We start from the raw sequence: 13,790 nt of genomic DNA, 5'->3' as shown, positions 1-13,790 counted from the left end.
CAGGAAACGGCAGGCCCGGTAACGAAGTAAGGGCACTGCATTAAAGGAGAATAGCAATGCGCCATGGTAAAGCCGGCCGCAAGCTGAATAGAACTGCAAGCCACCGCAAGGCGATGTTCGCCAACATGGCGGCTTCGCTCATCACCCACGAGCAGATCGTTACGACCCTGCCGAAGGCCAAGGAAATCCGTCCGATCGTCGAGAAGCTCGTCACCCTCGGCAAGCGCGGCGACCTGCACGCTCGTCGTCAGGCGATCTCGCAGATCAAGGACGCTGTTGTCGTCAACAAGCTGTTCGACACGATCGCTTCGCGTTACGCTACCCGCAACGGCGGCTACCTGCGTATCATGAAGGCCGGCTTCCGCCAGGGCGACAACGCCGCTCTCGCCGTCATCGAATTCGTTGACCGCGACACTTACGCAAAGGGCGCAGCCGACAAGGCTCGCGTCGCTGCTGAAGAGCAGTCTGTCGCTGCATAAGATTTTCCGGTTACGGAAACAGGAAAGCCGGGCTCTGCCCGGCTTTTTTCGTTGTGCGATTGAGATCGCTCCCCCGCTCAAGCTTTCTCAGGCGGCTGATTGATCATGGCTTCGATATTGTAGCCATCGGGATCGAGAATGAAGCAGGCGTAATAGTGAGGCGTATAGTCCGGGCGCGGGCCAGGTGCACCAATATCCTGCGCGCCGGCTGCCAGCGCGCTTTGATAGAAAGCATCGACTTCCGCTCTGTTATTGGCGCGGAAGGCCACGTGGATGCGTGTCAGAGGCGCAGTGCTATCGGTTTGCTGGATCTCGAACAGGCAGCCATTGCCGATGTCGAAAGCCCAGAATACCTCCTCTTTCCCAAAAGACAGCGTATACCCCAAAGGCGCGAAGGCTTTCTCATAAAAGACCCTGCTCTTCGTGAGATCGCTGACGGCGACGGTGATATGGTCAATCAAGTCTCATCCTCCTCATGGGCTGAGAGGTTCAATCGGGCACGTGGATCTTGTGTTTGATGTGCTTCAGATTGGCGACGATCGTGAACGTCATGATTACCAGCAGGCACCACGAACTCCATTTGCCGATGTGCACGGTCGACCACGCGCCGATCTGGTTCGGATAGCGCCACACGCCGAAGAAGGTGCTGATGTTCTCTGCAAGCCAGATGAAGAAGCCGATCAGGCCGAAGGCGAGAAGCAGGGGCATTTTGCGGTCCCGATCATAGGGTCTGAAGACCACGGTCGTTCGCGCATAGAGGCCGAGCGTGCAGGCGGCAATGTACCAGCGATAGTCCCCGATATAGTGATGTGTGAAGAAGTTGGCATAGATCGCCAGAGCCATCAGCCCGGCCATCCAGTAAGGTGGGTGATGTCTCACGCGCAGATCAAAAAGGCGCCAGGCCTGAATGACATAGCTGCCGACAGCCGCATACATGAAGCCGGAAAAGAGCGGCACGCCAAACAGCTTGGTGTAGGCGAAATCGGGATAGCTCCATGATGGCGCGTTGCCTGAAGTCTTGAAGACCTCCAGCGCAAAACCGACCAGATGGAAGACCGAGATCGCCTTCAATTCGTCGATGGTTTCGAGTTTTGCCCAGACCATCCATGTCTGGATGGCAAGAGCGATGATCAGCAGCAGATCGTAGCGCGGGATGCCGATGATGCCTGCACGCGGCACCAGAAAAACCGACAGAAAAAACAGACCCGCGAAGAGGCAGGCCCGGGCTTCCTTGACGCCGAAATAGAAGAATTCAAGAACGAAACGTTCAATGCCGCTGCGCGCAAGATCGGCCGGTTGGTCGATCAGATGCTTGTCCAGTAGAGGAAGCAATCCTTGAAGTGCGGCAACTCTAGGCATGTTCTTGCGACTGATCCGGACTCGTTTCGAAGCAGTAGGAAGCTATCAGGCTCGGTTAAGCCAGGACAGCACCAGCTTGATAATTTGCTGCTTCGCAATTAGGCGTTCAAATCAGTTGAGATCATGGTGGTCGATTGCAATTGAGCGGAATGATTCAAGGCAGGCAGTTGCAGCGCCTCGCAGCCCTATTTCTGATCATCATTTCGGGCCTGATGCTCAGGCGCTTCGGCTATTCCGTCGATTTGCCCTTCTTCTTCGTCAAATATGGTGGATCACTGCTCTGGGGGGCGATGGTCTATTTCCTGCTGGCCGTTTTGATTGCGGGTCCCCATAGGGGAATTCGACCGGCGGCAATTGCCGCGACGGCGCTTGTTGCCGCCATCTGCGTCGAGCTGTTCCGTCTATATCATGCGCCCTGGCTGGATGCCTTTCGACTGACGACCGCGGGTGCCTTGCTGTTGGGGCGGGTATTCTCGCTCTGGAATATCGTCGCATACACTATCGGGATCGCAGTCGCTTACGGGCTTGACCCCGCGCGCAAGCCATCATCGTCTTTGCAGGTCGACGCAGACCTCTAAGACGCTGTCGATGCTGCCGTACGCCCGCGTGGCCGCACTTGTCCCTTCTTGCGGCTCCGCCCGATCGGCTTGTAGGAACGGTAGAGAATGAGAGCGATGATCAGTCCGATATAAATATACTGCTCGAGGTCGAGGATCTTCGTCGATAGCGCAAAGTGCAGCGCGGCTGAGGCACCGATGATGTAGACGAGGCGATGGAGCCAGATCCAGTTCTTGCCAAGCCTGCGGATCGAGAAATTGTTGGATGTGATGGCAAGCGGGACGAGCATCGCCAATGCACCCATGCCGAACATGATGAAGGGACGCTTCACGACGTCGTCGATGACGGCAGCGATATCCAGCGCCTGATCGAGTACCATGTAGACGGTGAAATGCATCAGCGCGTAGTAGAAGGTCAGAAGACCGAGCGCGCGGCGATAGCGCAGGTAATTCCAGCCGAAGAGGTCGCGGGCAGGGGTGACGGCAAGCGTCAGGATCAGGAAACGAATCGTCCAGATGCCGAGAAAGAGCTCGAATGTCTTCACCGGATCGGCGCCGAGCTGATCCGTCGCGCCGAGGTAAAAATACCAGGCGGCGGGCACGAGCCCGACGACATAGAGCAGCCAGACGGAGGCAGGCTGCCAGCGCTTCGGAATGGCGAGCGAAAACGCCGCCATCAGAAATTCACCCTCAGATCCATGCCGTCGTAGAGGCTGGCAACTTCGTCGGCATAGCCGTTGAAGGGCAGGGTGGGGTGGCGGCTGGCGCCGAAAAAGCCGCTTTCGCCGATGCGCCGCTCGGTCGCCTGGCTCCAGCGCGGATGGTCGACAGCAGGATTGACGTTGGCATAGAAACCGTACTCCTGCGGATTGGTGACCTGCCAGGTGTTCTTCGGCTGCTGGTCGGTCAGCGTGATACGCACGATCGATTTGATGCCCTTGAAGCCGTATTTCCACGGCACCACCAGGCGCACCGGCGCGCCATTCTGGTTCGGCAGCGTTTCGCCATAGAGCCCGACGGCGAGCAGCGTCAGCGGGTGGCGCGCCTCATCCATGCGCAGGCCCTCGACATAGGGCCAGTTCAGCGACTGGAAGAGGCCGGCCTGGCCGGGCATCTCCTCCGGGCGCACGACCGTCTCGAAGGCAACATATTTGGCGCTGCCCTGCGGCTCTACCTTGTCGAGAAGCGAGGCGAGCGGAAAGCCGTCCCACGGAATGACCATCGACCAGGCCTCCACGCAGCGCATGCGATAGACGCGCTCCTCGATCGGGAACTCCTTCATCAGCGCTTCGATATCGAAGGTGCCGGGCTTGTTGACCATGCCGTCGACCTTGATCGTCCAGGGCAGCGGCTTGAATTTGCCGGAGAGTGCCGCAGGATCGCCCTTGTCGAGGCCGAATTCGTAGAAGTTGTTGTAGGTGGTCACGTCTTTGATCGGCGTCAGCTTGTCGTCGACCGTGTACTTGCTCTTGACGGTCGTAAGCGCCGCCGCACTCGCCTTGCCGGCGCCGTAGAGCGCCATCGCGCCAAACGTCGCAGCGCCGAGAAATTCCCGGCGCTTCAGGTAGGCCTCGCGCGGTGTGATCTCCGAGGAGCGGATTTTGGGCGGACGATAGGCTGGCATTCGAATTCCTCCTGGGCGGGGCGACCCGTGAATCTTTAGACGCAGATAGCGCGCTTTGGATCAGTGTGTATGCCTTGAATCTTAGGGACGAAAAGCCAATTTTTTGTGTTCGTCCGTGATGGAATAGACGGTAACAAAAGTGCCTTGGTATCCGTATGTGCCTGATGGTGCGGCCCGTACCGCTTTGGGCATTCGCGGTAGTGACAGCTTGGGCCGATTGGATTAGGACAATTCCAAAAAGCAGCGACTGCCCGGCCTTCGCAAATCCCTTGCCGCCCGGCATCGCCAGACAATTCCTGGATATTGAGGAAGACACCGATGCCAGCTTATCGTTCCAGAACCACCACCCACGGCCGCAACATGGCGGGCGCGCGCGGCCTTTGGCGCGCCACGGGCATGAAGGATTCTGATTTCGGCAAGCCGATTATCGCTGTGGTCAACTCCTTCACGCAGTTCGTGCCCGGCCACGTGCACCTCAAGGATCTCGGCCAGCTGGTCGCCCGCGAAATCGAAGCGGCGGGCGGTGTGGCCAAGGAGTTTAACACAATTGCCGTCGATGACGGCATCGCCATGGGCCATGATGGGATGCTCTATTCGCTGCCCTCGCGCGAGCTGATCGCCGATAGCGTCGAATACATGGTCAATGCGCACTGTGCCGACGCCATGGTCTGCATCTCCAACTGCGACAAGATCACACCCGGCATGCTGATGGCTTCGCTGCGCCTCAACATACCCACGGTCTTCGTCTCCGGCGGCCCTATGGAAGCCGGCAAGGTCGTCCTGCATGGCAAGACCCATGCGCTCGACCTCGTTGACGCCATGGTCGCTGCTGCCGATGACAAGATTTCCGATGAAGACGTCAAGGTCATCGAGCGTTCGGCCTGTCCGACCTGCGGTTCATGCTCCGGCATGTTTACCGCAAACTCCATGAACTGCCTGACGGAAGCGCTCGGCCTGTCGCTGCCCGGCAACGGCTCGACGCTTGCAACGCACGCCGACCGCAAGCGCCTCTTCGTCGAAGCCGGCCACCTGATCGTCGATCTCGCTCGTCGTTATTACGAACAGGAAGACGAGAAGGCCCTGCCGCGCGTGATTGCCTCCAAGCAGGCTTTCGAGAATGCCATGGCGCTCGATATCGCCATGGGCGGCTCCACCAATACGGTTCTGCACATCCTCGCAGCCGCGCATGAAGGCGAGGTGGATTTCACCATGGCCGACATCGACGCGTTGTCGCGCCGTGTTCCCTGCCTTTCCAAGGTCGCGCCCGCCAAGTCCGACGTTCACATGGAAGATGTTCACCGCGCCGGCGGCATCATGTCGATCCTCGGTGAGCTCGAGAAGGGTGGCCTCCTCAACCGCGACTGCCCGACGGTTCATGCCGAGACGCTCGGCGATGCGATCGATCGTTGGGATATTACCCGCACCAACAGCGATACCGTCCGCAACTTCTACCGTGCCGCTCCCGGCGGCATACCGACACAGGTTGCCTTCAGCCAGGAAGCCCGCTGGGACGAGCTCGATACCGACCGCGTGGGCGGCGTCATTCGTTCCGTGGAACATCCCTTCTCCAAAGATGGCGGCCTTGCTGTCCTCAAGGGCAATCTGGCGGTTGACGGCTGCATCGTGAAGACCGCAGGTGTCGATGAATCGATCCTGAAATTCTCTGGCCCGGCCCGCGTTTTCGAAAGCCAGGATGCTTCCGTCAAGGCGATCCTCGCCAATGAGGTCAAGGCCGGCGATGTCGTCGTGATCCGCTACGAGGGCCCCAAGGGCGGCCCCGGCATGCAGGAAATGCTCTATCCGACGAGCTATCTGAAGTCGAAGGGCCTCGGCAAGGCGTGTGCGCTGATCACCGACGGCCGGTTCTCCGGCGGCACCTCAGGTCTTTCGATCGGCCATGCTTCGCCGGAAGCGGCAAACGGCGGCACGATCGGCCTGGTACGCGAAGGCGACATGATCGATATCGATATCCCGAACCGTACGATCAGCCTGCGCGTCGACGATGCGGAACTGGCCGCCCGCCGCGCCGAGCAAGATCAGAAGGGCTGGCATCCGGCCGAGCCGCGCAAGCGCAACGTCTCGACCGCGCTCAAGGCCTATGCGGCCTTCGCAACGAGCGCCGATCGCGGCGCGGTACGCGATCTGAACGCGCGATAATCCGGCTTTTCGCAGATTAGTTGGAGCAGCTGATTAAGAGTCCGCTGCTCTTTCTTTTTCAGAGATGTCTCGTTTCGGCCGGTACGGTCCACCAGCTGTTGTTCCTGCCGTCGAAATATTGCACCGGCGCCTCCACAAGCTCGGCGGCATCGAGATCGTCAAGGCAGGCGAGATTGATCGAGACATAGGCGCCGCCCATTGCCTCGATGTAACCGTCGCCATATGCAGGCACCCCGCAATTGGCGCAGAAGCGATGATGCCCGGAGAAGGTTCCGAACTGATAGTCGCTGATGCCTGCCTCCTCGCACAAGAGGCGGAAATCCTCCGGCTTGATGTTCGTGCCCCAGTAGCGGAGCTTCCAGCAGATCGAGCAATTGCACTTTCCCGTCCCCGCCTGAATGTCGATATCGGCCTCGTAGCGAATCCGGCCGCAATGGCAGCTTCCGTGATAGGTCTTCTTCATGTGCTCCTCCTTGCGCATAGCCATGTGATATGACAACATATTGTCATTATCAATGAATGACAATATGTTGTCAATATGATCAAGAAACGAACGCCTGAAGGCGATGCCTTTGCCGCTCTTTCCATCGCCGTGATCCGGCTCTCGGCCCACCTGCAGACGGAAGGCGATGCGCTTGCCAGGCCCGCGGGGCAGACCAGCGCGCGCTGGCAGGTGCTTGCCGCGGCCGACCATGCGCCCATGTCGGTTGCAGATGCTGCGCGTGCGCTTGGCCTCGCACGTCAGGGTGTACAGCGTATCGCCGATCTTCTGGAAGGCGAGGGGCTGATTGCCTACCGCGTCAATCCCATGCACCAGCGCGCCAAACTCATGGAACTGACGGAGGCGGGCAAGAGCGCTCTTGCTGATATCGCAGCGCGACAGACGGTCTGGGCGAACGAACATGGGTCCAACTACGGCGAGGACCGCCTTCACCAGGCAGCCGGCCTCATCAACGAAATGATCGCCGAGTTCCAGGGCGGAAGAGATCAGGGCTGAACATCCTCAGAGCGGGCGATTGATGTTCTTGTAGGTCTCGCCGAGCTGCTTCAACCGATCCTGATAGGCCGCGCCGATGCAGGCTGCATCCGCGCCACAGGCCTGCCGCTTCTTGAGCCATGCGGTCTGCTCATCCTGCAGCGTACCGCGCGCACCCATGGCCAGCAGACCCGACAGCAGCTCGAAAGTCGTCACCATCTTCACATCGGCATCGTTGAGCGACCGGTCCTCACAGATCACCTTCTCATCCGGCTGCAACTCCTTCGCATCGCAGTTGAAGCTTGCCGCCCGTGCGCCTTCCGGTGCAAGGGCGAGGAGGGTGGCGCAGATGGCAGCGGATAGGATGATGGTCTTCATAGTCACTCCAATTGTAAGGGCACTCTGTTTCGGCCTCACTGCAAAGATGATGCAACTCCGTCTTACGGCAAGGATCGAACCCATAGGCCTGCTTCCAAGCTGATGTCCCTGATCGGTGACTGCGTCCTGCATTTGAGCTTAGATATCAGTAACCTGCTTGATTTTGCTGATTCAAATTCCCAAATCTGCGATGCCTCTACCTTCCATGCTTCCGCCCCCTTTCCTTTCTAGCGTCGGGCGCTACAACATTTTTCGTAAGAGCATTTCAAAAGGATTCCCATGCAAGGCCTGTCCAAGCACGCCTCCGTTTCGCTTCTGGCACTAACGCTCCTGCTGCCCGCCTACGCCCAGGCGCAGACCAAGACAGTGCCGGAAAGCCAGATGCAGATGCAGCTTTCTTTCGCGCCGCTGGTCAAGCAGACCTCGGGCGCTGTCGTGAATGTCTATGCTGAAAAGACTATTCAGCGGCAGTCGCCCTTTGCCGGCGATCCCTTTTTCGAGCAGTTCTTCGGCCAGCAGATGCCGAACCGCTCCGAAAAGCAGTCTTCGCTCGGCTCCGGCGTCATCGTCGAGGCGAACGGGACCGTCGTGACGAACAATCATGTCGTCGAGGGCGCCGACGACATCAAGGTGGCGCTGTCGGACGGTCGCGAATTCCCCTGCAAGGTCGTCCTGCGTGACGACCGCCTCGATCTCGCGGTCTTGAAGATCGATAGCAAGGCGGATTTCCCGACACTGCCGATCGGCAATTCCGATGCAGTGGAAGTCGGCGATCTCGTGCTGGCGATCGGCAATCCTTTCGGCGTCGGCCAGACCGTCACCAGCGGTATCGTTTCGGCACTTGCCCGCAACCAGGTGGTCAAGAACGAGTTCGGCTTCTTCATCCAGACAGATGCGTCGATCAATCCCGGCAATTCCGGCGGCGCGCTGATGAACATGAAGGGCGAACTGATCGGCATCAACACCGCGATCTTTTCTCGCGGCGGCGGATCGAACGGTATCGGCTTTGCTATCCCCGCCAATCTGGTCAAGGTTTTTCTCACCTCTGCCGATTCAGGCGTCAAGTCCTTCGAGCGGCCCTATATCGGCGCTACCTTCGATCCGGTGACGTCTGAGGTCGCAGACGCCCTCGGCCTCGACAAGGCACGCGGCGCGCTGATCGCCAAGGTCACTGCGGATAGCCCGGCAGCCAAGTCCGGCCTCAAGGCGGGCGAGGTCATCACCGCGGTCGATGGCGTCTCCGTCGAACATCCGGATGCGCTTCTCTATCGATTGACGACAGCTGGCCTCGGCAAGTCGGTCAACCTGACGGTCATGGAAAACGGGCGTGAGCAGCAGATAGTGCTTGCCCTTGCCCGTGCGCCGGAAACCCAGCCCCGCGATCAGCGCACGATCGGCGGACATACGCCCTTTACCGGCGCAGTCGTGGAAAACCTTTCGCCGCGCGTGGCCGATGAACTGAGGATGCCGCTCGATTCTGCGGGCGTGGTCATCTCCGACGTCGAGGCCGGTTCTCCCGCTTCCCGGCTCGGCTTCGAGCCGAAGGATATCGTCGTGTCCATCAACGGGGCCGAAGTCAAAACCAGCCGTGACCTGCAGGAGATCGCCGATTCCGATCCCAGCCTCTGGCGGGTCGAGATCGAACGCGATGGTCAGCGCATCAGGCAGTTCTTCCGATGAGTGATGACCTCTTCGCGCCGCGTGTTCCGGAAGAGGTCGCCAGCCGGCGGCCGCTTGCCGATCGTCTGCGGCCGAAGACGCTTGGCGAAGTCACCGGTCAGGAACATCTGACCGGTGAGGATGGCGTTCTGCGCCGCATGATCGAGAGCGGCTCTCTCGGCTCCATGATCTTCTGGGGGCCGCCCGGTACGGGCAAGACGACAGTCGCGAGGCTGCTGTCGGGCGAGGCGGGCCTGGCCTTCGAACAGATCTCGGCAATTTTCTCCGGTGTCGCCGACCTGAAGAAGGTTTTTGAAGCCGCCCGTATGCGCCGCATGGACGGCCGCCAGACGCTGCTTTTCGTCGACGAGATCCATCGCTTCAACCGCGCCCAGCAGGATAGTTTCCTGCCGGTCATGGAGGATGGCACGGTCATTCTCGTTGGCGCCACGACGGAAAACCCGTCCTTCGAGCTCAACGCCGCTCTTCTGTCGCGCGCCCGCGTGCTGACCTTCAAGTCGCATGAGGAAGACAGCCTCGAGGAACTGCTGAAACGCGCCGAGACGGTCGAAAGCAGGCCGTTGCCGCTGACCGAGGATGCGCGCGCCAGCCTGATCCGCATGGCCGATGGCGACGGCCGCGCGGTACTGACGCTGGCTGAGGAAGTCTGGCGCGCCGCCCGCGAGGGCGAGACTTTCGATACCGAGGGGCTGACGCGCATCGTCCAGCGCCGAGCCCCGGTCTATGACAAGGCGCAGGACGGTCACTACAATCTGATCTCGGCGCTTCACAAGTCGGTCCGCGGCTCCGACCCAGACGCCGCGCTCTATTATCTCGCCCGCATGTTCGATGCCGGCGAGGATCCGCTCTATCTCGGACGGCGGCTGGTGCGCATGGCGGTGGAGGATATCGGGCTTGCCGATCCGCAGGCCCTGGTCATTTGCAACGCCGCCAAGGATGCCTATGACTATCTCGGTTCGCCGGAAGGCGAGCTGGCGTTCGCGCAAGCCTGCGTTTATCTTGCGACCGCCCCGAAATCCAATGCCGTCTATACCGCCTTCAAGGCAGCGACGATCGCCGCCAAGCAGAACGGCTCGCTGCTGCCGCCGAAGCATATCCTCAACGCGCCAACGAAGCTGATGAAGGGCGAGGGATATGGCGAAGGCTACCGCTACGATCACGATGAGCCGGATGCCTTTTCAGGTCAGGATTATTTTCCCGAAAAGATGGGTCGCCAGACTTTTTACGATCCGCCGGAACGCGGTTTCGAACGCGAGATTCGCAAACGGCTGGATTGGTGGGCAAAACTTCGCAAGGAGCGCAATCCGCGCTGAAATCGGGCTGCGCTAAAATTGGGCTGCGCTAAAATCAGGCGCGCTTCTGTGCAGCTGGAGCAGCGATCAGCTTGACGGAAGAATCCGCCAGCCCATGATGGCCTTCCATGTCGACAACGATATGCCAGTGGCCGCTTTCGGGGATCGCGAGCCTGACCGGTGACTTGCGCGCGACGCCGCCGATATATTTGAAATCGAGCACTTCGGTGAACCGCTGAAAATTCGGAGCCGTCATCAGCCGCACATTGTTCACGGCGCTCAGTGACACCTCGACGATCGTTCCGGCGCGCTGTTCCTTGATATCGTAATGGGTGAAGCGGAAGTTCGGTTTCGGCATCGGTCTCGCGGCATATGTAGTCTCTGCAAGCGGGACTCTATCAGGCTGGCGGTTAAGGAAAAGTTGGAAATCCTCGGCCTGTTGCCGTTCCTGCTGTTTCAAAATGGCAGGAACGGCACAGTATTCAGTGGATGTTGCCGGTGCTGCGCGCAACAGGTGCAAAATCGAGCACGATGCCCGTTGCCGCACGGCAGATCTCATCCGGATTGTGGTTGCATTCTTCCGCCGCGAAATGGAGGGCTGCAGCTTCATTGATGAAGAGACCGCCTACCAGTCCCTCGCGATCCTGGACGATCCAGCGGCCACCCTTGTCGCGACCGACGGTGAAGCGGGCGGGGCGGATTGTGACGGGAGCCGGAATCTGCCGGCGTTGCTGTGCATTTGCCATGGTCGTGATCCTCTGTCCGGCGCTTACTGGGAAATCAGGTGGCAGCTCATCTGCACGAGCCCGGCGAAAGCCATGACGGCGCCGAGCCGCGGTGCAACGGCGACCAGGCCGGCAAACAGCGGATGAGAGGGATCAGCCGAACCTGCACAGGCGCTTTCGCTACGTTGCAGCGGGTCAGTCTTGGCAGGCGTATCAGTCAGGCGTGACATCGTTTGTCCTTTCGAAGTCTAACTCAACCGCCGTAGGATGGCTGCGGCGGTGTCACGATCATCAAGATAGATGCCGGCGGATAGGGTTTCCATTTGGCCCCGCAAGCAAAAACATTAAAATCTCATAGGGATAGCGCGATGCGCTGGGTGCCGCCACCGACAAAGGGAGAAAGCGCCGATACGATCGCAAAGCGGCTATCCGCGTCGGCCGGTACGAGTGGCAGGCGAAGATCGGCCTCCATGCCGCGCAGCACCTGCAGCGCGTATTTCAGCAGGGCAGGATCACTCTCCGGCCCAAGCGCCGTCAGAAGAGGATGCAGCCTGTCGCTGAGCGCAAGTGCAGCGGAGATATAGCTCCCATACGCCGCCTGCTGCAGCGAGGTGACGAGGCGCGGGAGGATATTGGCAGCCGCCGATACGATGCCGTCACCACCAGCAAGATGAAATGAAAGCGCCGTGCCGTCATGACCGGACAGGAAGCGGAACCGATGTCGCAGTGCCGGTGGCAGGTTGGCGAAGCGGGCTATATCCCCGGTCGCATCGACGATGGCGACAATCGCGTCGAGCTCGGCCAATCGCCCCAGCGTTTCCACCGTCAGATCACTCGCCGTGCGCGATGGTGCATTCTCGACCAGAATTGGCAGATTGCTTGCCGCGGCGATTTGCTGGAAATGATGGAGAATGCCCTTTTGCCCCGGCTTGGAATAATAGGGCACGGTGACAAGCACGGCGCGCGCGCCGCATTCTTCCGCATCGCGTATCAGGGCGATCGTGCCTTCGGTGCAATTGGTACCGGCCGCGGCGATCACCGGAATACGGTCCGCCGCGGCCCGGACGCAGATGTCGAGCACCATGCGGCGTTCCTGCGGTGAGAGGCTGAGCCCTTCACCCGCCGCCGTGCAAAGAGCGAGTCCATCGACGCCGCTCAGCACCTGCCATTCAACGAGAGCTTCCAGTGCCGCCCCGTCGACCTCGCCGTTGTGGAACGGCGTAACGAGCGCGGTGATTGCGCCGCCCGGGCGCAGTCTTCCGGTACTGTTCATGATAAGGCCTCAGAGCGAGCCGAGGATGACGTAGAGTTCCACGCAGGCGAGCACGATGCCGAAGATCATCAGCGCCTGGGCCGTGCGCTTCTCGCGCATTTGCCGATTGCCGCGTGTGATGCGGTGCGGGCGAAGCGGCAGATATTGAGGGGACATGACATCTCGCATGGCGGTAACCTTTGCTGTTGTGGCAAAGGCTACTGCCGCCTCCGATAGGAAATCCATTCGGAGTGGAAATCGAAGATATAGGAATCACATAAAGATGCGACGTCAGCCGCCGCGCTGGTTTTCCTTGTCGAGCTGCGTCACCAGCGCCAATACGACCTCCGAGACGGGGGTCGGCACGTTGGCGGTACGCCCGAGTGCCACGACCATGCCGACGAGCGGCACGATTTCCAGCGCCTTGCCGGCGAGCAGATCCTGCAGCATCGAGGTGCGCACGGGACCGATGTGACGCGATTGCTGCAGCCTTTCCTCGATGCTGATACTGAATTTTGCGCCAAGCGCGCTGCCGACCGCGCGCACTTCGTTCATGATCTTGCCGACCATCTCGAACAGCGCGGGATCGGCCATGATGTCGGTCATCAAGGCTCGCGTCAGTGCGCTGATCGGGTTGAACGCCGCATTGCCCGTCAGCTTGTTCCAGATCTCGTCGCGAATGCGCTGTGTGGTCGAGACATTGAGGTCGGCCCCGGCAAGGAGGCCGGCAACGGATTCGAGATCGGCCGACATTTCGCCGGAGGGTTCGCCGAGCACGAAACGGCCTTTATTGGACAGGCGGATCTCGCCTGGATTGACGACTTCCGCCCCTTGCATAGCCACGCAGCCGATCACTCGTTCCGGACCGATCAGGCGCCAGAGTTTCCCGCCGGGATCCAGTTCGTCGAACTGCAGCTCGGCATGGCCGCTTTGCGTATCGCGATGAAAATACCACCAGGGAATCCCGTTCAGGACCATGACAACGCGTGTATTGCCCTTCAGCAGCGTGGCCATGCCCTCGGCCGCCGGTCCGAGCTGGTGGCCCTTGAGGCCGGTGATGATGAGATCCTGCGGTGGAAGCGTGGTCGGATCGTCGGTTGCTGTGATCCGCACGTTGAGCGGTTTGTCCGAATCCGCTTCATGCAGGGAAAGACCGTTCTTCCGGATCGCTTCCAGGTGCGCGCCACGGGCAACGACGGAGACGGTCCCATTGTCGCCGAGCCGGCTTGCAAGCTTGACGGCGATCGCGCCTCCAAGAGCGCCTGCTCCGTAAATACAGATCGATGTGCTCGCCATTCCTGTCTCTTCCTG

The 13,790-nt window shown here is 60.2% G+C and carries 18 protein-coding genes; 6 read left to right on the top strand and 12 right to left on the bottom strand.

Translation table 11 applies throughout. From position 1 onward, the window contains the following. The first annotated feature begins 56 nt into the window (after positions 1–56). A complete protein-coding gene (rplQ, locus tag FHX06_RS10825) occupies positions 57–479 on the top strand; it encodes a 50S ribosomal protein L17 (RefSeq protein ID WP_007812897.1) in 423 nt (140 codons plus the stop codon). Positions 480–556: 77 nt separating this feature from the next. Here the strand turns inward: rplQ and FHX06_RS10820 are convergent, their stop codons facing one another. Both FHX06_RS10820 and FHX06_RS10815 read right to left on the bottom strand, forming a co-directional pair. Beyond that, on the bottom strand, positions 557–940 hold the full coding sequence (locus FHX06_RS10820) for a VOC family protein (RefSeq protein WP_183879170.1): 384 nt from the start codon (positions 938–940) through the stop codon (positions 557–559). 28 nt (positions 941–968) lie between these two features. After that, entirely contained in the window at positions 969–1,838 is an 870-nt protein-coding gene (locus FHX06_RS10815) for a DUF817 domain-containing protein (RefSeq protein ID WP_112968642.1), read from the bottom strand. A gap of 149 nt (positions 1,839–1,987) precedes the next feature. Between FHX06_RS10815 and FHX06_RS10810 the strand changes: the two genes are divergently transcribed. Further along, on the top strand, positions 1,988–2,416 hold the full coding sequence (locus FHX06_RS10810; protein ID WP_183879168.1) for a DUF2809 domain-containing protein: 429 nt from the start codon (positions 1,988–1,990) through the stop codon (positions 2,414–2,416). Here the strand turns inward: FHX06_RS10810 and msrQ are convergent. Both msrQ and msrP read right to left on the bottom strand, forming a co-directional pair. Next, positions 2,413–3,072 (bottom strand): protein-methionine-sulfoxide reductase heme-binding subunit MsrQ, encoded by a 660-nt coding sequence (msrQ, locus tag FHX06_RS10805; protein WP_183879166.1) that lies wholly within the window; start codon positions 3,070–3,072, stop codon positions 2,413–2,415. The genes FHX06_RS10810 and msrQ overlap by 4 nt on opposite strands. Beyond that, positions 3,072–4,019 (bottom strand): protein-methionine-sulfoxide reductase catalytic subunit MsrP, encoded by a 948-nt coding sequence (msrP, locus tag FHX06_RS10800; protein WP_018115502.1) that lies wholly within the window; start codon positions 4,017–4,019, stop codon positions 3,072–3,074. The genes msrQ and msrP overlap by 1 nt, the downstream gene beginning before the upstream one ends. 318 nt (positions 4,020–4,337) lie before the next feature. Here msrP and ilvD point away from each other — a divergent pair, with 318 nt between their 5' ends. Beyond that, positions 4,338–6,176 carry a dihydroxy-acid dehydratase gene (gene ilvD / locus FHX06_RS10795; protein ID WP_018115501.1) on the top strand — a complete coding sequence of 613 codons (1,839 nt, stop codon included), beginning with the start codon at positions 4,338–4,340 and terminating at the stop codon, positions 6,174–6,176. Between the two features lie 58 nt (positions 6,177–6,234). Here ilvD and FHX06_RS10790 read toward each other — a convergent pair whose 3' ends face one another. After that, a complete protein-coding gene (locus FHX06_RS10790; protein WP_183879163.1) occupies positions 6,235–6,639 on the bottom strand; it encodes a GFA family protein in 405 nt (134 codons plus the stop codon). Between the two features lie 75 nt (positions 6,640–6,714). Here FHX06_RS10790 and FHX06_RS10785 point away from each other — a divergent pair, with 75 nt between their 5' ends. After that, complete coding sequence (locus FHX06_RS10785; RefSeq protein ID WP_183879161.1) at positions 6,715–7,173, top strand: MarR family winged helix-turn-helix transcriptional regulator; 459 nt, start codon at positions 6,715–6,717, stop codon at positions 7,171–7,173. A 6-nt stretch (positions 7,174–7,179) separates the two neighbouring features. Here FHX06_RS10785 and FHX06_RS10780 read toward each other — a convergent pair whose 3' ends face one another. Beyond that, complete coding sequence (locus FHX06_RS10780; RefSeq protein WP_113013526.1) at positions 7,180–7,530, bottom strand: lysozyme inhibitor LprI family protein; 351 nt, start codon at positions 7,528–7,530, stop codon at positions 7,180–7,182. Positions 7,531–7,809: 279 nt separating this feature from the next. Here FHX06_RS10780 and FHX06_RS10775 point away from each other — a divergent pair, with 279 nt between their 5' ends. Beyond that, positions 7,810–9,210, top strand: a complete 1,401-nt coding sequence (locus FHX06_RS10775) for a DegQ family serine endoprotease (RefSeq protein WP_183879159.1) — start codon at positions 7,810–7,812, stop codon at positions 9,208–9,210. Continuing rightward, a complete protein-coding gene (locus FHX06_RS10770; RefSeq protein WP_183879156.1) occupies positions 9,207–10,523 on the top strand; it encodes a replication-associated recombination protein A in 1,317 nt (438 codons plus the stop codon). Before FHX06_RS10775 ends, FHX06_RS10770 begins: the two co-directional genes overlap by 4 nt. Before the next feature lie 34 nt (positions 10,524–10,557). On the opposite strand, the gene FHX06_RS10765 is transcribed toward FHX06_RS10770, so the two are convergent. The 6 genes from FHX06_RS10765 to FHX06_RS10740 form a co-directional block, all read right to left on the bottom strand. Further along, the gene (locus FHX06_RS10765) at positions 10,558–10,860 is read right to left on the bottom strand and encodes a DUF1883 domain-containing protein (protein WP_018115495.1); all 303 of its coding nucleotides are present in this window, start codon (positions 10,858–10,860) and stop codon (positions 10,558–10,560) included. A 124-nt stretch (positions 10,861–10,984) separates the two neighbouring features. Then, positions 10,985–11,248 (bottom strand): hypothetical protein, encoded by a 264-nt coding sequence (locus FHX06_RS10760; protein WP_018115494.1) that lies wholly within the window; start codon positions 11,246–11,248, stop codon positions 10,985–10,987. A 23-nt stretch (positions 11,249–11,271) separates the two neighbouring features. Further along, positions 11,272–11,457 carry a hypothetical protein gene (locus FHX06_RS10755; RefSeq protein ID WP_183879154.1) on the bottom strand — a complete coding sequence of 62 codons (186 nt, stop codon included), beginning with the start codon at positions 11,455–11,457 and terminating at the stop codon, positions 11,272–11,274. 122 nt (positions 11,458–11,579) lie between these two features. Continuing rightward, positions 11,580–12,500 carry a 4-hydroxy-tetrahydrodipicolinate synthase gene (gene dapA, locus FHX06_RS10750; protein WP_183879152.1) on the bottom strand — a complete coding sequence of 307 codons (921 nt, stop codon included), beginning with the start codon at positions 12,498–12,500 and terminating at the stop codon, positions 11,580–11,582. A 9-nt stretch (positions 12,501–12,509) separates the two neighbouring features. Next, positions 12,510–12,656: a hypothetical protein gene (locus FHX06_RS10745; protein ID WP_018115491.1), complete on the bottom strand. Its 147-nt coding sequence runs from the start codon at positions 12,654–12,656 to the stop codon at positions 12,510–12,512. Between the two features lie 114 nt (positions 12,657–12,770). After that, positions 12,771–13,775, bottom strand: a complete 1,005-nt coding sequence (locus FHX06_RS10740; protein WP_183879150.1) for a ketopantoate reductase family protein — start codon at positions 13,773–13,775, stop codon at positions 12,771–12,773. Between the last annotated feature and the right edge of the window lie 15 nt (positions 13,776–13,790).

The organism is Rhizobium sp. BK512, assembly GCF_014194915.1.
Lineage (GTDB): Bacteria > Pseudomonadota > Alphaproteobacteria > Rhizobiales > Rhizobiaceae > Rhizobium.
This window is presented reverse-complemented; position numbering and strand designations above follow the sequence as displayed.